Source organism: Sphingomonas sp., from assembly GCA_019635535.1.
GTDB lineage: Bacteria > Pseudomonadota > Alphaproteobacteria > Sphingomonadales > Sphingomonadaceae > Allosphingosinicella.
Genome location: JAHBZH010000001.1, coordinates 1,517,588 through 1,539,944, shown reverse-complemented (window position 1 = coordinate 1,539,944; position 22,357 = coordinate 1,517,588). Strand labels below are relative to the sequence as shown.

Annotated in this window: 24 protein-coding genes; 9 read left to right on the top strand and 15 right to left on the bottom strand. The window is 68.0% G+C overall.

Annotated features, from left to right (window positions below):
* The first annotated feature begins 20 nt into the window (after nucleotides 1-20).
* Nucleotides 21-1,094 (top strand): PA0069 family radical SAM protein, encoded by a 1,074-nt coding sequence (locus tag KF780_07880; GenBank protein MBX3561720.1) that lies wholly within the window; start codon nucleotides 21-23, stop codon nucleotides 1,092-1,094.
* A 226-nt stretch (nucleotides 1,095-1,320) separates the two neighbouring features.
* On the opposite strand, the gene KF780_07875 is transcribed toward KF780_07880, so the two are convergent.
* The 9 genes from KF780_07875 to KF780_07835 all read right to left on the bottom strand — a co-directional run bounded on the left by KF780_07875 (nucleotide 1,321) and on the right by KF780_07835 (nucleotide 8,634).
* Nucleotides 1,321-2,166 (bottom strand): transglutaminase family protein, encoded by an 846-nt coding sequence (locus KF780_07875; protein ID MBX3561719.1) that lies wholly within the window; start codon nucleotides 2,164-2,166, stop codon nucleotides 1,321-1,323.
* Nucleotides 2,167-2,195: 29 nt separating this feature from the next.
* On the bottom strand, nucleotides 2,196-2,684 hold the full coding sequence (locus KF780_07870; GenBank protein ID MBX3561718.1) for a pyridoxamine 5'-phosphate oxidase family protein: 489 nt from the start codon (nucleotides 2,682-2,684) through the stop codon (nucleotides 2,196-2,198).
* Nucleotides 2,685-2,784: 100 nt separating this feature from the next.
* The gene (locus tag KF780_07865; protein ID MBX3561717.1) at nucleotides 2,785-3,456 is read right to left on the bottom strand and encodes a porin family protein; all 672 of its coding nucleotides are present in this window, start codon (nucleotides 3,454-3,456) and stop codon (nucleotides 2,785-2,787) included.
* Between the two features lie 210 nt (nucleotides 3,457-3,666).
* The gene (locus KF780_07860; GenBank protein MBX3561716.1) at nucleotides 3,667-4,056 is read right to left on the bottom strand and encodes an SRPBCC family protein; all 390 of its coding nucleotides are present in this window, start codon (nucleotides 4,054-4,056) and stop codon (nucleotides 3,667-3,669) included.
* A gap of 106 nt (nucleotides 4,057-4,162) precedes the next feature.
* Nucleotides 4,163-5,632, bottom strand: a complete 1,470-nt coding sequence (gatB, locus tag KF780_07855) for an Asp-tRNA(Asn)/Glu-tRNA(Gln) amidotransferase subunit GatB (protein ID MBX3561715.1) — start codon at nucleotides 5,630-5,632, stop codon at nucleotides 4,163-4,165.
* Entirely contained in the window at nucleotides 5,629-6,228 is a 600-nt protein-coding gene (locus KF780_07850) for a hypothetical protein (protein ID MBX3561714.1), read from the bottom strand. The genes gatB and KF780_07850 overlap by 4 nt, the downstream gene beginning before the upstream one ends.
* The gene (gene gatA / locus KF780_07845; GenBank protein ID MBX3561713.1) at nucleotides 6,225-7,706 is read right to left on the bottom strand and encodes an Asp-tRNA(Asn)/Glu-tRNA(Gln) amidotransferase subunit GatA; all 1,482 of its coding nucleotides are present in this window, start codon (nucleotides 7,704-7,706) and stop codon (nucleotides 6,225-6,227) included. Before gatA ends, KF780_07850 begins: the two co-directional genes overlap by 4 nt.
* Nucleotides 7,707-7,887: 181 nt before the next feature.
* Nucleotides 7,888-8,175: an Asp-tRNA(Asn)/Glu-tRNA(Gln) amidotransferase subunit GatC gene (gene gatC, locus KF780_07840; GenBank protein ID MBX3561712.1), complete on the bottom strand. Its 288-nt coding sequence runs from the start codon at nucleotides 8,173-8,175 to the stop codon at nucleotides 7,888-7,890.
* A gap of 75 nt (nucleotides 8,176-8,250) precedes the next feature.
* Nucleotides 8,251-8,634: a VOC family protein gene (locus tag KF780_07835; GenBank protein ID MBX3561711.1), complete on the bottom strand. Its 384-nt coding sequence runs from the start codon at nucleotides 8,632-8,634 to the stop codon at nucleotides 8,251-8,253.
* A gap of 56 nt (nucleotides 8,635-8,690) precedes the next feature.
* Here KF780_07835 and KF780_07830 point away from each other — a divergent pair, with 56 nt between their 5' ends.
* The 5 genes from KF780_07830 to KF780_07810 all read left to right on the top strand — a co-directional run bounded on the left by KF780_07830 (nucleotide 8,691) and on the right by KF780_07810 (nucleotide 14,220).
* Nucleotides 8,691-9,461 (top strand): helix-turn-helix transcriptional regulator, encoded by a 771-nt coding sequence (locus KF780_07830; GenBank protein MBX3561710.1) that lies wholly within the window; start codon nucleotides 8,691-8,693, stop codon nucleotides 9,459-9,461.
* A gap of 46 nt (nucleotides 9,462-9,507) precedes the next feature.
* The gene (locus KF780_07825) at nucleotides 9,508-10,647 is read left to right on the top strand and encodes a DUF3089 domain-containing protein (GenBank protein ID MBX3561709.1); all 1,140 of its coding nucleotides are present in this window, start codon (nucleotides 9,508-9,510) and stop codon (nucleotides 10,645-10,647) included.
* A complete protein-coding gene (ruvX, locus tag KF780_07820; protein MBX3561708.1) occupies nucleotides 10,644-11,108 on the top strand; it encodes a Holliday junction resolvase RuvX in 465 nt (154 codons plus the stop codon). The genes KF780_07825 and ruvX overlap by 4 nt, the downstream gene beginning before the upstream one ends.
* 76 nt (nucleotides 11,109-11,184) lie before the next feature.
* Nucleotides 11,185-13,128 carry a S9 family peptidase gene (locus KF780_07815; protein ID MBX3561707.1) on the top strand — a complete coding sequence of 648 codons (1,944 nt, stop codon included), beginning with the start codon at nucleotides 11,185-11,187 and terminating at the stop codon, nucleotides 13,126-13,128.
* Nucleotides 13,129-13,236: 108 nt separating this feature from the next.
* Nucleotides 13,237-14,220, top strand: coding sequence for an aspartate carbamoyltransferase catalytic subunit (locus KF780_07810; GenBank protein ID MBX3561706.1), 984 nt, complete (start codon nucleotides 13,237-13,239; stop codon nucleotides 14,218-14,220).
* 94 nt (nucleotides 14,221-14,314) lie between these two features.
* On the opposite strand, the gene KF780_07805 is transcribed toward KF780_07810, so the two are convergent.
* The 5 genes from KF780_07805 to KF780_07785 form a co-directional block, all read right to left on the bottom strand.
* Entirely contained in the window at nucleotides 14,315-15,094 is a 780-nt protein-coding gene (locus KF780_07805; GenBank protein MBX3561705.1) for a hypothetical protein, read from the bottom strand.
* A 166-nt stretch (nucleotides 15,095-15,260) separates the two neighbouring features.
* Complete coding sequence (locus KF780_07800) at nucleotides 15,261-15,902, bottom strand: hypothetical protein (GenBank protein MBX3561704.1); 642 nt, start codon at nucleotides 15,900-15,902, stop codon at nucleotides 15,261-15,263.
* 346 nt (nucleotides 15,903-16,248) lie between these two features.
* On the bottom strand, nucleotides 16,249-17,679 hold the full coding sequence (locus tag KF780_07795) for an SPOR domain-containing protein (protein MBX3561703.1): 1,431 nt from the start codon (nucleotides 17,677-17,679) through the stop codon (nucleotides 16,249-16,251).
* A 22-nt stretch (nucleotides 17,680-17,701) separates the two neighbouring features.
* Nucleotides 17,702-18,250, bottom strand: a complete 549-nt coding sequence (locus KF780_07790; GenBank protein MBX3561702.1) for a hypothetical protein — start codon at nucleotides 18,248-18,250, stop codon at nucleotides 17,702-17,704.
* Nucleotides 18,251-18,264: 14 nt separating this feature from the next.
* Nucleotides 18,265-18,984, bottom strand: coding sequence for a ParA family protein (locus tag KF780_07785; GenBank protein ID MBX3561701.1), 720 nt, complete (start codon nucleotides 18,982-18,984; stop codon nucleotides 18,265-18,267).
* 237 nt (nucleotides 18,985-19,221) lie between these two features.
* On the opposite strand from KF780_07785, the gene KF780_07780 reads away from it, so the two are divergent.
* Together KF780_07780 and KF780_07775 are read left to right on the top strand one after the other, a co-directional pair.
* Nucleotides 19,222-20,166, top strand: a complete 945-nt coding sequence (locus KF780_07780) for an SEL1-like repeat protein (protein MBX3561700.1) — start codon at nucleotides 19,222-19,224, stop codon at nucleotides 20,164-20,166.
* 103 nt (nucleotides 20,167-20,269) lie between these two features.
* On the top strand, nucleotides 20,270-20,551 hold the full coding sequence (locus tag KF780_07775) for a hypothetical protein (GenBank protein ID MBX3561699.1): 282 nt from the start codon (nucleotides 20,270-20,272) through the stop codon (nucleotides 20,549-20,551).
* On the opposite strand, the gene serB is transcribed toward KF780_07775, so the two are convergent.
* Nucleotides 20,548-21,417, bottom strand: coding sequence for a phosphoserine phosphatase SerB (gene serB / locus KF780_07770; GenBank protein ID MBX3561698.1), 870 nt, complete (start codon nucleotides 21,415-21,417; stop codon nucleotides 20,548-20,550). The genes KF780_07775 and serB overlap by 4 nt on opposite strands.
* Here serB and miaA point away from each other — a divergent pair.
* Nucleotides 21,410-22,348 carry a tRNA (adenosine(37)-N6)-dimethylallyltransferase MiaA gene (gene miaA, locus KF780_07765; protein MBX3561697.1) on the top strand — a complete coding sequence of 313 codons (939 nt, stop codon included), beginning with the start codon at nucleotides 21,410-21,412 and terminating at the stop codon, nucleotides 22,346-22,348. The genes serB and miaA overlap by 8 nt on opposite strands.
* The last annotated feature ends 9 nt before the right edge of the window (nucleotides 22,349-22,357 follow it).

Here is a 22,357-nt window from a genome sequence, read left to right as displayed (position 1 = left end):
GGTGAGCGCATCATTCGCTTATGCCCCGGCCCGACGCCCGTCCCGGCCGGGGTGCGCCCGAGAATCGCACCCCGGACCGCTTCAACCTGCCGACGCGCGAAGCGGACGGGGACTGGCTGGACGCGCGCGAGGAGCTGGACGGGGCGCCGCCGCTCCGCACGACGGTGACGATCGAGCATCCGAAGACGATCATCACCCGCAACCAATCCCCCGACATCGGCTTCGATCGCTCGATCAATCCCTATCGCGGCTGCGAGCATGGCTGCATCTATTGCTTCGCGCGACCGACCCACGCCTATCACGACCTGTCCCCCGGCCTCGATTTCGAAAGCCGCCTGTTCGCCAAGCCCGACGCGGCCAAGCTGCTGCGCGCCGAGCTGGGGAAACGCGGCTATCAGGTCCGCCCGATCGCGATGGGGACGAACACCGATCCCTATCAGCCGATCGAGAGCCGCTGGCGGATCACCCGATCGATCCTGGAGGTGCTCGCCGAGACGCGCCATCCGGTGACGATCACCACCAAGTCGGACAGGGTGCTGGCCGATCTCGACATATTGGGGCCGATGGGGCGCGATCGGCTGGCCGGCGTGGCGCTCTCCGTCACCTCGCTCACCCCCGCCATCTCGCGCACGCTGGAGCCGCGCGCGCCGGCGGCCCGCAAGCGCCTCGCGGCGGTGAAGCGGCTCGCCGAGGCGGGCGTCCCGGCCTATGTCTCGATCGCGCCGGTCGTGCCGGCGATCACCGATCACGAGCTGGAGCATATCGTCGAGGCCGCCGCCGAGGCCGGGGCGATCGGAATCTTCTACCTGCCGGTGCGCCTCCCCTACGAGGTCGCGCCCCTGTTCCGCGCCTGGCTCGACGAACATTATCCCGAGCGCGCCGCCAAGGTGATGGCGATCATCCGCGAGCTGCGCGGCGGCCGCGACAACGATCCGGATTTCTTCACCCGGATGCGCGGGCAAGGCCCATGGGCGGAACTGCTCAAGGCCCGCTTCGACCGCGCGATCCGCAAGCACGGGCTGAACCTGGAGCGCCGCCCGCTCCGCACCGACCTGTTCGTCCCGCCCGAAGGCGCGCAGATGCGGCTGCTTTAGGATTCAGTGCGAGAGCCTGCTTACTGTTGCAGGCATACCGGATGTGATGCACATTCGCATTGTGATCGGACATTCTCTGCTCGGCCAGCCATGGTTCAGCGCCCTGCTTTTCGGAGCGCTGATGTTCGTTTTCGGATTGACGATTGCGACGCCATTCTGGTCGGCCATGACAGCGGCGATCGCGGGTCTTGGATGGTTCGTATCCATGAGAAGGCGAAACTTGCTGTCATCCGACGACAGGACCGATTGAACTCCCTCGCTTTACTGAAACGTCGGCGCCTGGCCGCCCGTCCTGCTCCACCCGCGTCACCGCCACTTTCTGCGCGTTCATCTCCGCCGTGCCGAAGATCGTCATGAAGGCGATGTCGGTCGCGTCGCGGCCGACGCCGATGCGCACGATCCCCTCGATCGGCGCGAGGCCGGTGGCGTCGACCAGGTGCCAGCCGTCGTCGAGCCAGACCTCGACCAGAGCATGGAAATCGGGCGGGTCGAGCCGCCAGGCATAGGCGCCGACCAGCCGAGCCGGAATGCCCGCCGCCCGCGCGAAGCTGGCGAGGAGATGGGCATAATCCCGGCACACGCCCCGGCGCGCGACGAAGGCGTCCGACGCGGTGGTACGCGCATCACTGGAGCCCGGCACATAGTCCAGCTCGCCACGGATCCACTCGGCCATCGCCGTCACCTTGGCCCCGCCCGCGATGCCGCCGAAGCGGCGCTCGACGAAGCCTTCGAACCGGTCGGACTCGCAATAGCGGCTCGGCCAGATATAGGGCACCACCTCGGCCGGCAGTTCCTTCAGCGGCACGATCGCACGGCTGTCCAGCGAAATGACCGGGCGGTCGATATCGACGGTCGCGCGATAGGCGACGCGCGCCGCGCCCTGCGCGCGCAGCCAGGTCCGCTGGCCGATCCCGTCCTCGCCGACGATCGGGCGGAGCGGTCCCGCGCCCGAAACCGTCAACAAGTCCTCGACCAGCCGCTGATCGGGCAACGGCGCGACTTCGAGCGCCAGCAGCACGTCCGCCGCTTCCGGGAAATGATAGTCGAGCTCGACGTCGATGCTGAGGCGCACCTTGTGCTTGTCCTTCCCCACGGGACGGGTCAGGCCAGATCGACCTCGGCCACCTTGCCCTTGTAATCCTGCTTCGGATCGACGCCGAGCAGCAGCTTCACGCCGGCGAACAGGCTGTTCTCGTTGAGCCAGATCTGGGCATGGCCGGGATCGAAGCGCAGCAGGACAAGCTTGGGATCGTCCTTGCCACCTTCATACCAGGCCGCGACGAAGCGGTTCCACAATTTGTCGATCCGTGCGCGGTCGGTATCCGGCGTCAGCCGCCCTTCGGCGGAGGCGAAGAGATCGTGCCTCTTGGCGGCGAAATGGAGCATCGCCGGTGCGCCCGCGCCGGTGTCGCGGACCAGATCGACATCGCTGGCGGTGAAGAACCAGATCGAACCGGGGCCGATATCGGGATCGAGCTGCGCGGTCATCGGCTGGGCGTGACCGTCGCCGCCCGCCACGCCGAGCATGACCGTCATGTCATCCTTCAGCGCGCTCCAGAAACGGGCTTCGATCTCCTGGTCGGTGGGCATGGCGCTCTCCTTGAAAAAGGGTTCGAGCGCAAACGGATGGCCGCGCGGGCCGGTTCCGCCGGGATAAGGGGCGCCCGCGCGCGGACGCCCCTCCCTGTCGTCAGAAGCGGACGCCGATCCCGGCGATCGCCTGGTGGCGGCTGGCACCGACGCGGTAGGTCAGGTCGTCATCCTCGGGGTCGACGACGGTGAGCCGGCTGTAATCCGTGTAGGTATATTCGGCCTTGGCGTAGAGATCGCGGCTCAGCGCGACCTCGAAGCCGCCGCCGACATGCCAGCCGTTGCGGTTCCGCCGCAGCGCGATCGTGTCGTTGTCGTCATCCTCCACGTCCGCGTCATAATCGAAGCGCACGCGCCCGTTGGAATAGCCGCCTTTGGCGTAGACCAGCACGGAATCGGCAACCGCCCAGCCGGCGCGCGCGCCCAGGGTGAAGTTACGGCCCGGCTCGATGCAGGCGAGATCGTCGCCAACCACTTCGCCGCAGCGCCCGGCATTGGAGAAATCGGCGCCGCCATAGACGCCGACGACGAAACCGCCATGGCTCTGATAATCGTAGCCGATCTCCAGGCCGTAGGCGATGCCATCGTCGCTTTCGCTGGCGGAAATCGTCGCGTCCTCGTCATCGGGGTCGGGGGCGGTGGCGCCGACGCGGACATTGTCCCAGCCGGCGCGGATTTCGCCGCGCACGCCGGAGAAGTTGGCGTCCTGCGCATAAGCCGGGGCCGCGATGGCGCTGGCCGCGAGGAGGGCGGCGAACAAACTGATCTTCATGATGAACTCCTGAACATTGTCACTGCGCTCATCCGCATCGCGGCCCGGACTCTGGCGGTGTCCGGGCCGCGACTCCCCGTCGCGGGAACGGCAGGGCCGCCACGCGACAAGGCTCACGAATGAGAAGCGCCGGCAATGTTGGGGGGATGCCGGCGCCTGTGGATCAGACGCCGCCGCCGCGGGAAACCCGCATCGTCCGCAATCGCGTCGTCAGCGCGCCCAACGCGCCGCGAAACTGGCCGTACCCTGGTCGATCAACGGCTCCACGCCGGCGCGGGCCTCGTCGGGCAGAAAATCGCTGATCCAGACGAACCGGCTCGTCGTCCCGGTTTCCGGCACGATCTGCATCGCTCCGTTGTGATGGGTGAAACCCGCATCGACCGCGGCATAGACAATGCGGCGCCCGTCATCGTCGATATCGACGATATATTCGCGCACGACCATGCCATTGGCGAAGGTGACGACGCGGGACGCGCCCTCCATCCGCGATGCGGTCAGCACGCCTGGAAAGAGATCGACGACCTGGCCGGCCTCGCGCAGCTTCTCCCAGACGCGCTCTGCCGGCGCATCGACGACTATGCTCCGGCGAATCGACGCCATCATTGCCTCCCGCAACCGAGCCCGAGCGGAGCATAACGGCCGAGCCCGGCATGTGTCGCTCATGCCGCCGAACGGCCGGCGGAAGCGGGCGGGCGTGCGGCGGACCCTAGTCCAAAGCCTTCTTCAGCAGCTCGTTCACCACCTGCGGGTTCGCCTTGCCGGCCATCGCCTTCATCGTCTGGCCGACGAAGAAGCCGAACAGCTTGTCCTTGCCGCCGCGATATTCGGCGACCTTATCTTCGTTGGCGGCCATCACCTCGGCGATCGCCGCCTCGATCGCGCCGGTGTCGCTGGTCTGCCGAAGCCCGCGCGCCTCGACGATCCGGTCCGGGTCCTCGCCCGTCTCCAGCATGATCTCGAACACCTGCTTGGCGAGCGTGCCGGAGAGCGTGCCGTCGGCGACGAGGCCGAGCAGGGACGCGGCCTGGGCGGGCGTGACCGGGCTTTCCTCGATGTCCTTGCCCAGCCGGTTCAGCGCGCCGAACAGGTCGGAGATCACCCAGTTGGCGGCGCGCTGCGCGAAGCCGGCATCGCCCGGCCCCACCGCCAGCAGCGCCTCGAACCAGCGCGCCGTCTCGACCTCGGCGGTCAGCACGTCGGCGTTGTAGGCGGACAGGCCCAGCACATTTTCGTAGCGCGCCCTTTTGGCGTCGGGCAGCTCGGGCAGGCTGGCGCGGCATTCGGCGACGAAGGCGTCCGAAAGCTCCAGCGGCAGCAGGTCCGGATCGGGGAAGTAACGATAATCGTGCGCGTCCTCCTTGGAGCGCAAGGACCGCGTCTCGTTCCGGTCGGGATCGTAGAGGCGGGTTTCCTGCACGACCGCGCCGCCATCCTCGATCAGGTCGACCTGGCGGCGGGCCTCATGCTCGATCACGGCCATGATGAAGCGCACCGAATTGACGTTCTTCGTCTCGGTGCGCGTGCCGAATTCCTCACCGGGCTTGCGGACCGACACGTTCACGTCGGCGCGCATCGATCCCTGCTCCATATTGCCGTCGCACGAGCCGACATAGCGCAGGATCGCGCGCAGCTTGCGGACATAGGCGCCCGCTTCTTCCGGCGAGCGCATATCCGGTTTGGAGACAATCTCCATCAGCGCAACACCCGAACGGTTCAAATCGACATAGGAGAAGCTGGGATGCTGATCGTGCATCAGCTTGCCCGCGTCCTGCTCGACATGGATGCGCTCGATCCCGATCGTCTTGGTCGCACCGCCGTCGAGATCGACCGTTACCTGTCCTTCGCCGACCAGCGGGTGATAGAGCTGGCTGATCTGGTAGCCCTGCGGCAGATCGGCGTAGAAATAATTCTTCCGGTCGAAGCGCGACCACTGGTTGATCCCGGCCTCGATCGCGAGGCCCGTGCGCACCGCCTGCCGGATGCACTCCGCGTTCGGCACCGGCAGCATCCCCGGCATCGCCGCGTCGATCAGGCTGACCTGCGTGTTCGGCTCCGCCCCGAAGGCGGTCGCCGCGCCGGAGAACAATTTGGCTTCCGACACGACCTGCGCATGAACCTCGAGGCCGATCACGACCTCCCATTCGCCCGTGGCGCCCTGGATGCGATAATCGCTCATAGCTCACCCGCCTCAAACGTACCGCTCAGCAATATATCTGCGATAAATAGAATGCTCATCAACATGGCAAATGCCACATTCGAGGTTATGCCATTGATTTTAAATATAACCAAAGCCATACAAAGGAGGTTTATTAGCAACCACAGGACACGTTTTTTTACTTCTTCTGTATTTCTTCGAGGCCATATCATTTCTCTTCCGACGCTAATGATCGTCCAGAGTGACATTGAGCCAAAGGAAATGGCCAGCAATATTAATCCTGAATCGATGTCCGGAAACGAGCTAATGGATGATATTAATCCACAATAAACAGCTATAGAGAATATAACTGTAATAAATAAGTCTGCACCTTTTTTTACGTTCTCAAAATGTTTATGGTCATCTACAAAAATCTTAATTGACCAGAAAAATGGCAATAACATAGCAAATATGCTGAAAAAATTTGAAAATAAGCTTGTTTTCAAAGTTTCAAAGTTGTTTGCTATTTCCGAAGCCATAACGGCAAAAACGCCGCTGACGAGGGCGACATTGAATACCTGCGCAACATTTACCGTTGATCTTGCCCCCGCTTCAAGAGGTGTGCTGTTCTCGTTCACCACCATGCCTCCGGCCGCGCGATGAACCCCGCCCGCTGCTCGATCGCCAAGCCCGCATTGAGCACGCTCTGCTCGTCCAGCGCCCTGCCGATGATCTGGAGGCCGAGCGGCAGGCCCTGTCCGTCCAGCCCGGCCGGGACAGACATGGCCGGCAGCCCCGCGAGGCTCGCCGGCACGGCGAACACGTCGTTCAGATACATGGTCAGCGGATCGCCGGTCTTCTCGCCCAGCCCGAAGGCGGCGCTCGGCGCGGTCGGGGTCAGCAGGAGGTCGCAGCTTTCCCAGGCCCGCTCGAAATCGCGCGCGATCAGCGCGCGGACCTTCTGCGCCTGGTTGAAATAGGCGTCGTAGAAGCCGGCCGACAGCACATAGGTGCCGATCATGATGCGCCGCTTCACCTCCGCGCCGAAGCCCGCCGCGCGCGTCGCCTCGTACATGTCGGCAAGGCCGCCCTGCTCGGGCTGCACCCGCTGGCCGTAGCGTACGCCGTCATAGCGGGCGAGATTCGACGAGGCCTCGGCCGGCGCGATGATGTAATAGGTCGGCAAGGCATATTTCGTGTGCGGCAGCGAGACCTCGACGATCTCGGCGCCCGCATCCTTGAGCCAGGCGATGCCCTGGTCCCACACCGCGTCGATCTCGCCCGGCACGCCGTCGATGCGATATTCCTTCGGGATGCCGACGCGCTTGCCCTTGAGATCGGCGCTGAGCGCGCCTTCCCAGTCCGGCACCGGCAGGTCGAGCGAGGTCGAATCCTTCGCATCGAAGCCCGCCATCGCCTCCAGCAGGATCGCGCAATCCTTCACGTCGCGCGCCATCGGCCCGGCCTGGTCGAGGCTGGAGGCGAAGGCGATGATCCCCCAGCGCGAGCAGCGCCCGTAGGTCGGCTTGATGCCCGAAATGCCGGTGAAGGCGGCGGGCTGGCGGATCGATCCGCCCGTGTCCGTCCCCGTCGCGCCCGGGCAGAGCCGCGCCGAGACCGCCGCCGAGGAGCCGCCCGAGCTGCCGCCCGGCGCCAGCGCGGCATTGCCGCCGTCGTTGCGCCGCCAGGGCGAGATGACGTTGCCGAAGCCGCTGGTCTCGTTGGACGATCCCATCGCGAATTCGTCCATGTTGAGCTTGCCGAGCATCCCCGCGCCCGCGCCGAGCAGCTTGCCGCTCACCGTGGATTCGTAGGTCGGCGTGAAGCCCTCCAAAATGCGGCTGGCGGCCGTGGTCTGCACGCCCTCGGTGCAGAACAGGTCCTTGATGCCCAGCGGCACGCCGGACAGCGGCTTCAAATCGCCCGCCGCCCGCGCCGCGTCGGCGGCATCGGCGGCGGCCAGCGCCCGCTCCGGCGTCTCGACGATGAAGGCGTTGAGCGCACGTGCGCTCTCCACCGCCGCGATATGCGCTTCGGCCACCTCGCGCGCGCTGAACGCGCCATCCTTCACCCCGTCGCGGATCGCCGCGACGCCCAGATCGTTGAGCGCGGTCATAGCTCTTCCCCGTTCGGGCTGAGCTTGTCGAAGCCCTGCCCTTTCTTCATTCTCGGGACAGAAGAAAAGGACAGCCCTTCGACAGTGAACAGGTTGGAACTGCCCCCGGCAGTTCCAAGCCGAGCCGGGGGCTCGGCGGCCTGCTCACCAGGGCGAACGGCGGGGGTGGCAAGGCCGCGCATCATTCGATCACCTTCGGCACCGCGAAAAATCCGTGCTCGGCCGCCGGCGCGTTGGCCAGAACATCCTCCCGGATGCCGCCGTCGGTGACGACATCGTCGCGCAGGCGCAGATGGTTGGGGATCACCGCATTCATCGGCGCGACGCCCGTCACATCGACCTCGCCGAGCTGCTCGACCCAGTCGAGGATGCCGGAGAGTTCGGGGGCGAGCGCGGCGAGCTCCGCATCGCTGACGGCGATGCGGGCGAGCCTGGCGATATGGCGGACGGTTTCGACGTCGACGGACATGCTTTTCCTGCTGGTTCGGATCGGCAAACGATCCGAACGGCGCGCTAGCATCGCCGCCGCGGTGCGGCAAGACAGCTAGCGGGACGGCGTCTCGTAGCGCATCGCACCGACCTCATTGCCTTCCGTGTCGAGGAAACGGATCAGCTCGCCGACAGTCGGGATCGGCGATTTCGTCAGAGTGATCCGGCCGCCATTATCCTCCACCGCCGCCGCGATCGCATCGACATCCTCGACGGAGAAGGTGCATTCGAAGCCGTTGAGGCCGGTGCCCGAGCGCGGCTCCTGGCGCTTCTGGAGCAGCCCCATGACCCCGGGCGATGTCTCGTCGCCGGTATGGATCAGGTAGAAGTCCGGCGGCCCCCATGGCTCTAAACGCCAGCCGAAGACGGCTTCATAGAAGCTGGCGGCGCGCCCGACATCGTCGGCATGAATGGCGAAGCTGGCGAGGTTGTTCGGCATGGAAGAAACATATCGCAGCTGGCGACATTGCCGCAATCCCGCTAGAACGACAGAATATGTCGAAAAAGCGTCTCACCCGCGCCGACGAGCCCTTTCTGGCGGTTCGAACCCTCGCGTCGGATCACCGCGCGGGCCAGGCGGTGCAGCCGCACCGGCATGACTGGCATCAACTCATCTACGCCTCGGCCGGGGTGCTGCATGTCTCGACGGAGCGCGGTTCCTGGATCGCGCCGCCCCATTGGGCGGTCTGGGTGCCCGCCGGGATCGAGCACGGCCTTCGTTTCGCCGGCGAAAGCGCGCTGAGGACACTCTATTTCAGGCCCGGCCTTTCCGGACGGCTGCCGGACCAGTGCATGGTGATCACCGTTTCACCGCTGCTGCGGGAATTGATCCTGAAGGCGGTACGGACCGGCTTGCTGGATCGCCGCGAAACGGTGGACCTGGCGATCGCGACTCTCATCCTCGAAGAGTTCCGCCAGGCGCGTGCGCCGCCCTTCGAATTGCCGCAGCCGACCGGCCCGGCCACACGCCGCGCCGCCGCCCTGATCGCGGCGGGCGCGCCGGAAGCACGGAGCATGACGCGGCTGGCGCATATGGCCGGCGTCGGCGTGCGCACGCTGGAGCGGCGGTTCCGCGCCGAAACCGGGATGAGCCCGGGCCGCTGGCGACGGCACCGCGATCTTCTCGCCGCCATCGAAAAGCTTGCCGGCGATGCCCCGATCAAAGCGGTCGCGGCCTCGGCGGGATATGCGACGCCAAGCGCCTTCGTGGCCGCTTTCCGCAAGCAATTCGGGGTTACGCCCGGCCGATACTTCCAGCGGGGATAGGCCGCCATCACTTGCAAGCGCGCCGCACATCGGCTTGAGGGCGGGAATGGCGAGAAGAAGAAAAAGTCCGGCGGGTTGTTTCCTGTGGATCGTGGCGGCGCTGATCGTGCTCACTTTCCTGGGGGCGCTCGGCTACCGCCTGTTCGAAAAGGAGCTGATGCGCTGGGCGCTGGTGCCGAGCGTCGCTTTCCAGGACGTGCCGATGCCGGAAGGCTCGAGCTATGCGCAGGCCGATCTGTGGATCGCGCGGCCGGACATCCCCGGCAATCCCGCGCTCTGGGTGCCCGCGGGCACCGATGCCGCGACTGACGCGCCCCGGGCCTCGGTCTTCTTCATCCACCCGACCAGCTTCCTCGAATCCTCGGCCTGGAACGCGCCGCTGGACGATGCGGAATCGCAGGAGCGGGCGCGGCTGTTCGTCCGCAGCCAGGCCAGCGCCTTCAATCATATCGGCGATATCTGGGCGCCCAGATATCGCCAGGCGACGTTCGGCGCTTTCCTCACCACCGAGGACAATGCCCGGCGCGCGTTCGATTTCGCCTATGCCGACGTGCTGGCGGCATTCGAGGAATTCCTTCGCCAGGCCCCCGCCGACCGGCCGATCGTCCTCGCCGCGCACAGCCAGGGCAGCCTGCACCTGATCCGTCTCCTCCAGGAGCGGCTGCGCGGCGCGCCGGAGGCGCAGCGCGTCGCGGCGGCCTATGTGATCGGCTGGCCGGTCTCGCGCGACGCGGACCTGCCCGAAATGGCGCTGCCGGAATGTGAGCAAGGGGACGAGGCGGGCTGCATCGTCTCGTACCAGAGCTTTGCCGAGCCCGCCGATCCCAGTCAGGTGACCGAGGTCTATGACGCGACCAGCGGCCCGACCGGCATCTCGCGCGCCGGATCGCCGATGGTCTGCACCAATCCGCTGACCGGCGCGCGCGGCGGCGGGGCGCCCGCCGGCGCCAATCTCGGCACGCTCGTGCCCAACGGGGACATGAGCGATGCGGAGCTGCGCGCCGGTCTCGTCCCGGCGCGCTGCGACCTGCGCGGCTTCCTGCTGGTCGGCCCCGTCGAGGCGCTGCCGGACATGGGCAATTACGCGCTGCCCGGCAACAATTATCACGTCTACGATTACGCCCTGTTCTGGGCGAATATCCGGGCCGATGTCGCGCGCCGCCTCACGGCGTTCGAAGGCCGATGATCGTCACCGACGCCCCCGCCTTCCGCACCGTCTTGCCCACCGGCGGGCGGCTGATCGGACTGGACGTGGGCACGAAGACGATCGGCACGGCCTTTTGCGATTCCCATTGGACGATCGCCTCGCCGGCCGAGACGATTCGGCGCACGAAATTCGCGAAGGACATGGAAACGCTGCGCGGGATGATCGCCGACCAGCTCGTGCGCGGCATCGTCATCGGCCTGCCGCTCAGCCTGGACGGCAGCGATTCCCCCCGCACCCAGTCGGTCCGCGCCTTTGCCCGCAATCTCGCGCCGCTCGGCCGCCCGACTTTGCTCTGGGACGAGCGCTGGTCCACCCAGGCGGTCACGCGCGCGCTGATCGACGCCGACGCCAGCCGCGCGCGCCGCGCCGAGCTGGTCGACAAGATGGCCGCCGCCTACATCCTGCAAGGTGCGATCGACGCGATGACGATGGCGCCGTGAGCGCCGCGCGAAAAACCGCTACACTGTCGCGACAAACCGTGTTATAGAAATAACACACTTACAGGGGAAACATGCCATGCGTCTTCGAATCGCCGCCGCGATGCTCGCCACCACCGTCCTCACGCTCGGAGCCTTCAATATGACCGCCGAGGCCCATGCCGCCCATGCCGCCCAGGGCGCCACCGCCGAACGGCCGGCGCCGGTGCGCTACACGGCGCAGCAATTCTTCGAGACGACCAGCTACGGCATGGCCGCGGCGGACGGCATCGCCTTCTCGCGCGACGGGCGGCACCTGCTGATCAATACGGACCGGACCGGCGTGTTCAACGCCTATGCGCTCCCCGTGGCCGGCGGCGATCCGGTGCCGATCACCAGCTCATCCGGCAACGCCACTTTCGCCATGTCCTATTTCCCCAATGACGAGCGGGTGCTGTTCACCGCCGATCAGGGCGGCAACGAGCTCAATCACGTCTATGTCCGCCTGCCCGACGGCACCGAGCGCGACCTGACCCCGGGCGAGAATCTGAAGGCGAGTTTCATGGGCTGGAGCGGCGACGGCCGCACCTTCTACATCTCCAGCAACGAACGCGATCCGCGCGCCTTCGATATCTACGCCTATGACGCACAGACCTACGAACGCCGGATGATCTTCCAGAATAGCGGCGAGTTCTTCCCGTCGGACGTGTCGCGCGACGGGCGCTTCGTCGCGCTCGGCAAGGCGAACAGCAGCGCCGACAGCGACGTCTATCTTTACGAGGTGGGCGGCGAGGCCGCGCCGCGCCACATCACCCCGCATCAGGGCAATATCTCGCACGGCGTCTACGGCTTCACGCCGGACAGCACGGCGCTCGTCTACGGCACCAACGAGACGAGCGAATTCTCGCAGGCGGTCCGCTACGATCTCGCCAGCGGCGCGCGGCGGCCGATGATCGCGGCCGACTGGGACGTGATGTTCGTCTCCTATTCGCCCTCGGGCCGCTACCGGGTCCATGGCGTCAATGCCGACGGCTCCAGCGCGCTCACCATCACCGACACGCGTTCCAACCAGCCCCTGCGCCTCACCGGCGTGCCCGAGGGCGACCTGGGCGGCGTGCGCTTCAACCGCGACGAGACGATGATCGCCTTCACCGTCGCGTCGGACACTTCTCCCTCCGACATCTTCGTCGCCGATCTTTCGAACGGCCAGGCCCGCCGCCTCACCACCGCGCTCAATCCGGCGATCGACGAGGCCAATCTCGTCACCGCCACCGTGGCGCGCTTCCCCTCCTATGACGGGCTGGAGATTCCCGGCATCCTCTATCGCCCGCACGGGGCAAGCGCGGCCAATCCGGTGCCGGCGATCGTGCTGGTCCATGGCGGGCCGGGCGGACAGAGCCGGCGCGGCTACAGCGCGATGGTCCAGCATCTCGTCAATCACGGCTATGCCGTCTACGCGATCAACAATCGCGGCTCGTCCGGCTACGGCAAGACCTTCTTCCACCTGGACGATCGCCGCCACGGCGATGTCGATCTCAGGGACGTCGTCGCCTCGCGCGACTGGCTGGCCGGGCAGGACTGGATTTCGGACCGCGTCGCCGTGATGGGCGGCTCCTATGGCGGCTATATGACGGCCGCCGCATTGGCCTTCCACCCGGAGGTGTTCGACGCCGGCGTCAACATCTTCGGCGTCACCAACTGGGTCCGCACGCTGGAATCGATTCCCGCATGGTGGGGGGCGCAGCGCACCGCCTTGTTCGACGAGATGGGCGATCCGGCGGTGGACGCGGAACGCCACCGGGCGATCTCCCCGCTCTTCCACGCCGCCAATATCCGCCGGCCGATGCTGGTCGTGCAGGGCGCCAACGATCCGCGCGTGCTCCAGGTCGAGAGCGACGAGCTGGTCGCCGCCGTGCGCGCCAACAATGTGCCGGTCGAATATGTCCTCTTCCCCGACGAGGGCCACGGCTTCCTGCGCAAGCAGAACCGCATCGACGCGCAGGAGGCCTATCTGCGCTTCCTGGACCAGCATTTGCGCCGTTGATCATCCCCATTCCGTTCGTCCTGAGCCTGTCGAAGGACTGTCCTTTCTTCTCCACCGCTGGAAGGGAAGCATAGGGCTTCGACAGGCTCAGCCCGAACGGGGAAAGGGATGGCAATGCTTGAGCCTCACCGGCCCACTCGCTACAGCGCCGCTTCAATGTCCTCCGCGCGCTTCCCTCACCGGCACCTCCTCGGCATCGAGGGGCTGTCCGCCGCCGATCTCGCCCTCATTCTCGACGAGGCCGAGGCCTGGGCCGATTTCAACCGCGGCGCCCGCAAGGCGGACCGGCGGCTGGAAGGCCTCACCCAGATCAACGCCTTCTTCGAGAACAGCACCCGCACGATGTTCTCGTTCGAGATCGCGGGGAAGCGCCTCGGCGCGCAGGTGTCCGGCTTCCATCCCGCCGCCTCCAGCGTGCGCAAGGGCGAAAGCCTGATCGACACCGCGCTGACGCTGAACGCGATGCGCCCGGACATCCTCGTCATCCGCCACGAGGCGGTCGGCGCCGCGCGCGACGTGGCGGCGGTGATGGATTGCCCGGTCATCAACGCCGGCGACGGGCGCGGCGAGCATCCGACCCAGGCCCTGCTCGATGCGCTGGCGATCCGCCGCCGCTTCGGGCGGATCGCGGGGCTCAGGATCGTGATCTGTGGCGACATCGCGCACAGCCGCGTCGCCGGATCGAACCTGCGCGCGCTGCCCCTGCTCGGCGCCGAAGTGACGGTCGCCGGGCCCGCCGCCCTGCTGCCTGCCACGCTGCCGCCCGGCATCGCGGCCACGACCGATTTCGACGCCGCGCTGGAGGGCGCCGACGTGGTGATGATGCTGCGCATCCAGCGCGAGCGGCTGGAGGAGGGCCTTGCCGACGCGCTCGGCGATTATCACGCCCGTTACGGTCTCACCCGTGCCCGCCTCGCCCGCGCCGCACCCCATGCCGTCGTGATGCATCCCGGCCCGATGAACCGCGGCGTCGAGATCGACGGCGAGGTTGCGGACGATCCCGAACGCTCACTCATCCTCGCCCAGGTCGAGCTCGGCGTCGCGATCCGCATGGCCTGCCTCGATCTGTTGACCAGGGAGCGGCGGGGCTAGGCGCGGCGTCAGGCCCCATCGCCCACACTCCAATCCTTCTCCCTCGAGAGAGAGGGAGGTGTAGATCGGACATCAATGCGCGGTAGGCCGGATTCTAGCGCCGCTCGATGCCGTAATCGATCCGGATCCTGACCCAGGCGCCCACCAGTGACCGTCCGCCCCGCCGCGGCGGCCGCACCCGGAATTCCCATGCCGCGGCGAGCACCGCGCGGTTGATCTGCGAACCGTTCGGATATTCGTCGAGCCCGACGCAGTCCTCCACGCGATAATCCGGCGCTGTGCGGCACGCGATCAGCCCCCAGCCCGGGCCGTAGGCGGTGGACAGATAGCCCCGCAGCATCTCGTCGCTCGGCTCGCGATACCAGGCCGCCGCGTAAAGCGGTTCGCCATTGGGCGCCGTGCCGACCCGCTCCGTGTCGCGAGAGGCGGCGCTGCGCGTGTCCGGTGGCCCGTAGACCGGCCGGGGCTGCGCGGGCGGGCTTGCGCGCGGCGGGGCGGTCGACGGGGACGGTTGCGGAAGCGGCGGCACGACGGGCGGCGGCACGGGCGCGGCCACCGGTTCGGCGGGCTGCGGCGGCGGCGCCTCCTCGGGCTCCGGCCGCGGTGTCTCGGGTCGCTCCTCCGCTTGTTGTTCTTCTTCCGGACTCGGAGGCTCGTCCTCGTCCTCGTCTTCCCTGACCTCCTCGACCCGCAGGCTGACCACGTTGGGCTGATCGTCTGCCCCGGGCAGCCGCACCGTGCCCAGCGACAGCAGCACGAACAGGAGCAGGAGCTGGATCAGCAGGGTCAGGCCGACGCCGATCGCGCGCTGCCGGCCATCGGCGCGAATCCGCTGGACGAAGGACGGAACTGGAACGGGCCTCGGCTGCAACAATGGGTCTTCGCTGGTGATGTCCGCGGGACCGGAACCCGGGGCTAAGGAGACCGGGGATAGTTTGGCGCCGGGATGGTGGCAAGCCGGGCAACCGGCAAGGCGGGATGTCCGTTATGCGTGGAAAGCCGACGTTGCACATTCACGAGCACGTCTATCGGGTCGCGGTCTATCGCGCTTCCTCGACAAGCCGCTGACATGCGTGGGTCGCGACGTTGGCGGCGATGTAAGCGGCATGGGGAAGCGACGTCGCCCGCCCCGGTGAGACCCTGAGGTAAGCGCCATCATTAACGTAGAACAGACGCCCGGTCAGAAGCGCCAGGAATGGGGTAATGCCGCGCTCACCCGGACTGAGACAGCTAAACTCCCGAGCCAGTCGGCTGTGGGGCGCGCGGAATACCCATACGTCAAACAGGTAGTCGGCCAGATCGCTTTGCCGCAGATCGTCCCGTTCGCTGGCATCGTCCGAATCGGTCGAGCGGCGCGGCTCATATCCATGGTCTTGCATCAGCTTGGCGAGATAGTCCGGGGGCAGCGCTGCGGCGAGAGCTTCAGCGGCCTCATGAATGCCATCCGACGGTGACACTCCCAGCATCCCGTTTCCGTCAGGATCGGCCAATATGATCTCGTTCGGCGGAGCAACCGGTGTCTCCCTCCAGTTCGGTTCCCGCTCGCCTTCTTGCACGATGACGAGGCGCGGCGGAGCAACAGGAACGCGAACTGTTTGCTGCCCAGCCAACACGGACCCGGCCGTGGTCGAGCAGAGCAAGCAAGCAAGCACCATGACCGCGCGCGCCGAATGCTTCATCATCCGAAAATTGCATGTGCCGGCAATGTTCGCAATGGATCGAAAAAAGACGCCTCGGCATCCGCTTCCAATGTAGGAAAAGCTCTGTCACTCTCCCGGCATGCCCGAGTCTGTCGCCCTTTCGCGCCGGAGCGGCTCTTTGGAGCCCTTCGGCCCGCCGGGCTGGGGGCGATGCCCCCGCACGTGGCGTCAACTTCGTCAACTTCCGCGCGCCGAATCGGGGTGGTTTGGCGGCGAATCCTTCGCTTTCGCCTCTCGCCGCCAAATCGCGAATCGCCGCCATGAAAAAGGGCGGCCGGCCTTGGCCGCCGGCCGCCCTTCCAGAGGGAGGGTTGAGGCTCCCGAAAGCTCAGGCGTTGCGCGTTGTCTCGCTGGCGTAGCGGGCGGCCCAGCGGATCGCGGCGTCGCCGGCATTTTCGCGCACGAAGCATTCGCCGCCCTGCGCCTGGATCGATCCGCACAGGCGGCGCGCATCGGCCTCGCTCGCGAAGCCGGCGACGGCGACGCGGTGCAGGGTGCGGCCCTGGTGGTCGATCGTGACGGTGAGCGGCGCGTAGGGGGTCAGGCCATGGCGGCCCTGCGTCTCCACCCAGGCGCGCTCGGCATTGGCCTCGTTCGAGAAGGCGCCGAGCTGGACGACATAGCGGCTGTCGCCGGCGCGGACCTGCGCGACGCGCGGCGCGGCGCGGTTGAAGCGGGGCGCGGGCGGCAAGGAGACGGCGGCGGCCGGCACGACTGCCGGGCTCGGCCGGTTCAGCGTCTGGACGGCCAGCGCCTGCCGGACCTCGCGGGCGCTCGGCGCTTCGGGTTCCGGCTGCGGCACGGGCAGATAATAGGAGGGCGCTTCGGCCACCCGGACGGGGGCTTCGGCGGGCAGGCCCCAGTCGGAATCGCCACTGGCGGCCGGGGCCGGCGCCTGAGGATAGGCCGGCGCGGCGGGCGCGAGCGCGATCACCTGGCGGGGCGCGGCGCCCGGATTGACCAGCGGCGCGACGACGGGCGCCGCTTCGGCGACCTGCACGGGCGCCGGTGCCAGGCGGGACAGAGCGAGCCGGACCGGCTGGCCCGGATCGGACGCGACCGGGGTGACGCCGAGCAGGCCGGCGATCCGGGTCATGCCCGCATCGGGCCGGGCGAGCGCCGCCCATTGCGTCATCCGCGCCTCGACGTCGGCGGGCGAAATGTCCTGCGCGGCGATCGCGCGGGCGCGGCGCCAGTCGCCGGCCAGGGCATGCGCCAGCGCCAGATTCTGGCGCGCGCGGGGCGTCGCCATCTGGCTGCGCGCCAGCGGCTCGAGCAAAGCGAGGCCGCGCTCGGGATGGCCGGCCAGCGCATAAGCGAGGCCGCGATCGGCGTCGGAGGCGATGCCGCCGAGATGGTCGAGCTGCGCCACTGCGGCGGCGGGACGGCCGAGAGCGATCTGGGTCAGCGCGAAGCTCATCCCCGCGCGCCGGTTCGACGGATCGAGCTCCAGCACGTCGGCATAGGTCGCGCGGGCCGAATCGAAGCGGCCGGCCTTGAGGTAGATGTCGGCGAGCAGCAGGCGATAGCCGGCGTCGCGCGGCGCGGCGGCGACTGCCCGCTCCAGCGCCTCGCGCGCGTCCTCGAGCCGGTTCTCGCGCAGCGCGCGGGCGCCTTGCTCATGGGCGCGGGCGGCCTCGCGGTCGGCCGGCGCGCTGGCCGGACGGCCACGTATCTGGCCGGACAGGGCCGTGCCGGAGGTCATCGTCAGGCTGACGATCATCGTCGAGGCGGCGATCTTGAAGGCGATCCTGCTCATCGCGTCGATCCTTCCGGTTACGTCAGTTGCGCTTGGCTTTGGCGGGAACCTGCCCGGCGAGCGCATCGACTTCCGGCAGCGAGGCCAGAAAGTCGTCGAGCGCGCCGATGACGAGCTGCTGCGCCGAACGGCCGGTGACCGCGCAGGCGAGCCGCAGCTTGAGATGGCGCTCCGCATCGAGGCGAAGCGTGAAGGCGGCCTTCTTGCCGGCGGGAGCCACGGCGGGTCGCTTGGGCAGCGCCAGCACCTTGGCCTTGCGCGGCGCGGGCGCGACGGGCGCTTCCACCTCGGCAAATCCGGCATCGTCCTCGGCGTCGAAATGCTCGGCGATGGCGCGCTGCTGCGCGGCGACCGCGGGCTCATCGCCCTTGGGCAACGGAGTCAGCGCCGAGATCGAGCTCGGCACATGTTCCGGGCCGAAATCGGCGACCTGCGCCTCGGCCGGACCCATGTCGTTCCAGCCGAGATCCTCGAAACCGGTATAGCCTTGCGGACGCATCGCCGGCTTGGCGGCGCCCTTGCGGGCCAGCAGCCCCGAGGAGAGCGAGGCGTAGGGGCGAGCTTCGTTCATGTGCGCGCCCTCCGTCACTGGCCCATCACGCGGCGGCCGAAGCCGGGCGCGGGACGTTGTGCGGCCGGATGCGGCACCGGGCCGCCGGGCGCGGAAAAGACGGTCCGGCGGAAATTCTTCTCGAGCCGGTCGGCGACATAGTCCCAGAGCTCGACCACCTCGCGGGCCGATTTGCCGTTCGGATCGACCTCCATCACGGTGCGGCCGTCGATCATCGAGGCGGCGAAATCGGTGCGGTGGTGGAGCGTGACCGGGGCGACCGTGCCGTGCTGCGACAGCGCAATCGCCGCCTCGAAGGTGATCTTCGCCTTGGGCGTCGCCGCGTTGACGACAAAGATGAGCGGCTTGCCGGCGCGCTCGCACAGATCGACCGTGGCGCCGACAGCGCGCAGGTCGTGCGGGGAGGGCCTGGTCGGAATGACAACCAGCTCGGCGACCTGGATGACGCTCTGGATCGCCATCGTGATCGCAGGCGGGGTATCAACCACGGCGAGGCGGAAGCCCTGCTGGCGCAGCACCTCGAGGTCCGCGCCGAGACGCGCCACCGTGGTCTGGGCGAAGGCGGGCATGTCGTCCTCGCGTTCGTTCCACCAGTCGGCGAGCGAGCCTTGCGGGTCGATGTCGATCAGGCAGACGGGGCCGTAGCCGGCGCGCTGCGCCTGGACGGCGAGATGGCCGGAAAGGGTGGTCTTACCCGATCCGCCCTTCTGCGAGGAAAGAGCCAGAACGCGCATGCAATTATCCCTTGATGGTTCCCCACGTGGAGGCCGGGTTTGCGCCGTCGAAGCTAAAATCCGGTTAACATCGTGGCAGGGTTCGGCACCGTTCCGGATGCGTCGACGCATAGGCAAACCGCTGATTTCGATGCTAAAGCGCCATTAAACATTCGCCGCTAGAGCGAAGCCGTTGTCCGGTGGAGATGAACAATGACGATCCGTTTCGGCCGAGCGAGCCTGTCCATCGTGGCCGCCATGGCGCTCGCCGCGCCCCTGGCCGCGCAACAGGGCCTTGTCGGCCCCAGCGTCGAGGCCGGCTTCACGGCCTGGCAGGCCGGCGACTATGACACGGCGGTGCGCAACTGGCGCCCGCTGGCCGATCGCGGCGATGCCGATGCGCAGTTCAATCTGGGCCATGCCTATCGGCTTGGCCGGGGCGTGCCGCAAAATCTGACCCTCGCCGAGCAATGGTATGAGCGCGCCGCGCGCTCCGGCCATATGGAGGCGCAGGCCATGTACGGCGTGATCCTGTTCCAGAATGGCCGCCGCACCGAGGCGATGCCGTTCATCCAGCGCGGCGCCGAGGCCGGCGATCCGCGCGCGCAATATGTCTACGGCACCGCGCTCTTCAACGGCGATCTCGCCCCGCGCGACTGGGTGCGCGCCTATGCGATGATGAGCCGCGCCGCCGCCCAGGGCCTCGCCCCCGCCGTCACCCAGCTCGTCGAGATGGAGCGGCACATCGCGTCGGAGGATGTCGCGCGCGGCCGGGAGATGGCCGAAGCGATGGCGCGCCAGGCATCGCCGCCCGCCGTCGCCCTGGCCGAAGCCGTGCCGCCGCCGCCCGCGCGGCAGCCGAGCGTCGCGCCGACCGCGCTGCCGCCTTCGGCTGCCGCCAATCCGCCGGAGCCGGCACCGCCTGCGCCCCGCCCTGGAGCGCCCGTGGCGCGTCCGCCCGCGCCTGGCGCGACGCTGGCGAGCGCCGGCGGCCGCTGGCGCATCCAGCTCGGCGCGTTCGCCAGCGAGGCCAATGCCCGTGCCGCGTGGAGTGGCATTGTCGGACGCCTGCCCGGCCTTCAGCCGCAAATCGTGCGCGCTGGCGCCGTCTTCCGGCTCCAGGCCGGCCCGCTCGCCGATCGTGCCGCCGCGACCCGCGCCTGCGCCGCCGCGCGCCAGGCCTGCTTCCCGGTCGCGCCGTAGGAGGTCGTTTAACCGTTTCTTTGCGCGGCCCCGTTATGACCGTCCTTCAAGAACAAGGGACGGGAAGATGGGGCAGGCAGTCGATCTCGACGATCGCAGGGGCATGGCGTCGCGCTGGCGGCGGCGGCGGATGTGCGTGCTGGTCGCCGATCAGGCCGCGCCGGCGGCGCTGCGCGAGATCACCGCGACCGGCGCCACGCTGGAAACCTCCGCCCGCCCGCTGATCGGCGTCACCGTGGAGCTCAGGCATCCCGACGCCGGCACGATCGCCGCCCGGGTCCGCGCCGTCGGCGATGACGGCGTCGCGCTCGGTTTCGACTATGGCGAACGCTCCGTCGCCTTCGCCTTGGCCGCCATCGCCGCCGACATGAGCCGGCCGGGCTAACCCTCCACCCAATCCTTGCGGGCATAGCCCTGCGTGTAGAGCAGGGCGGTGAGGTCGTTCGCTTCGATCCGCGCATCCGCCGCCGCCGCCACCACTGGCTTCGCGCGATAGGCGACGCCCAGCCCCGCCGCCTCGATCATCGGAATGTCGTTGGCCCCGTCGCCGACCGCCAGACTCTCTTCCGGCGCGAGGCCGAGCCTGACCGCCGTCCCGATCAGCGCCTCGCGCTTCGCCGCCGCGCCGACGATCGGGCGGGTCACCGTCCCCGCCAGCCGATCCCCGTCGATCTCCAGCACATTGGCGATGGCCTCGTCGAAACCGATTTCTTCCGCCACCGGCCCGGCGAAGCGGGTGAAGCCGCCGGAGACAAGCAGCGCATGCGCCCCATTGGCTTTCATCGTCCGCACCAAAGTCCGCGCGCCGGGCATCAGCCGCACCCGCTCGGTCCGGCAGCGGTCGATCACCGCCGCGTCCATCCCCTTGAGCAGCGCCACCCGCGCGTCCAGCGCCGCCGCGAAATCCAGCTCGCCGCGCATCGCCCGCTCGGTCACTTCGGCGACCTCGGCCTTCAGCCCTGCATAATCGGCCAGCTCGTCGATGCACTCGACGGTGATCATCGTCGAATCCATGTCGGCGACGATCAGCCGCTTGCGGCGCCGGGCGGCGGGCTGGACGATCACGTCCACGCCCCCGATCAGCCCCTCCAGCGCCCGCCGCGCCGCGCCGGGATCGCCGCCGAACGCGAGATCCCCCGCCTGGCCCTCGTCGAGCCACGCAAAACCACGCACCTCCCCCACGGCGTCCTGGGCGGCCGAAATATCGCCGCGCATCAGCCGCTCCTTTGCTATCAGGGTCGCGATGAACATGGGGTCCTCTGGAAAGCCGCCGCTCGCGCTCATCGCAGGCCCGACCGCCAGCGGCAAGTCGGCGCTTGCCCTAGCCTTTGCCGAAGCGACGGGTGGGGCGATCATCAACGCCGATAGCGCTCAGGTTTACAAGGAATTGCGAGTCGTTTCGGCCAGGCCATCGAAAGATGACGAATGCCGCGCCCCGCATCGCCTCTACGGCTATCGCAGCGGCGCGGAGACCTGCTCCGCCGCCGATTGGGCCGGAGATGCCAGGCGCGAGATCGCCGCCGTCCATGCCGAGGGACGCCTGCCGATCCTCGCCGGCGGCACCGGCCTCTACATCCGCACCCTGCTCGACGGCATCGCGCCGGTGCCCGAGATCGATCCCGCGATCCGCGCGGAGGTCCGCGCGCTGCTCGTGGCGGACGCCCATGCCGCTCTGGCGCGTGAGGACCCGGAAGCGGCCGCGCGCCTCCGGCCGAGCGATACCACCCGCATCGCTCGGGCGCTGGAGGTGGTGCGATCGACCGGCCGGACCCTGCGGGACTGGCAAACCGAGAAGGTCGGCGGGATCGGCGGGGAGGTGGCATTGCGCCCCCTCATCCTGCTGCCCCCGCGCGACTGGCTGCATCGGCGCTGCGACAAGCGCTTTAAAGAAATCTTTTCAGAAGAAGGGATTGTGGAAGTTCGTTCGCTTCTAGAGCGAGAATTATCGCCGTCCGCCCCGGTGATGCGCGCGATCGGCGTGCCGGAGATCGCCGCCTTCCTGCGCGGCGATCTCGGCCACGACGAGGCGCTGGCGGCAGGGCAGGCCGCGACCCGCCAATATGCCAAGCGCCAATATACCTGGTTCCGCCATCAGCCGCCGGCCGACTGGCGGCGTTTCATGGCCCCGCCCGACACCCCAATTGTTCGGGCCGAGCTTGTCGAAGCCCTGTCCTTCACCTAGGCCGCGCAT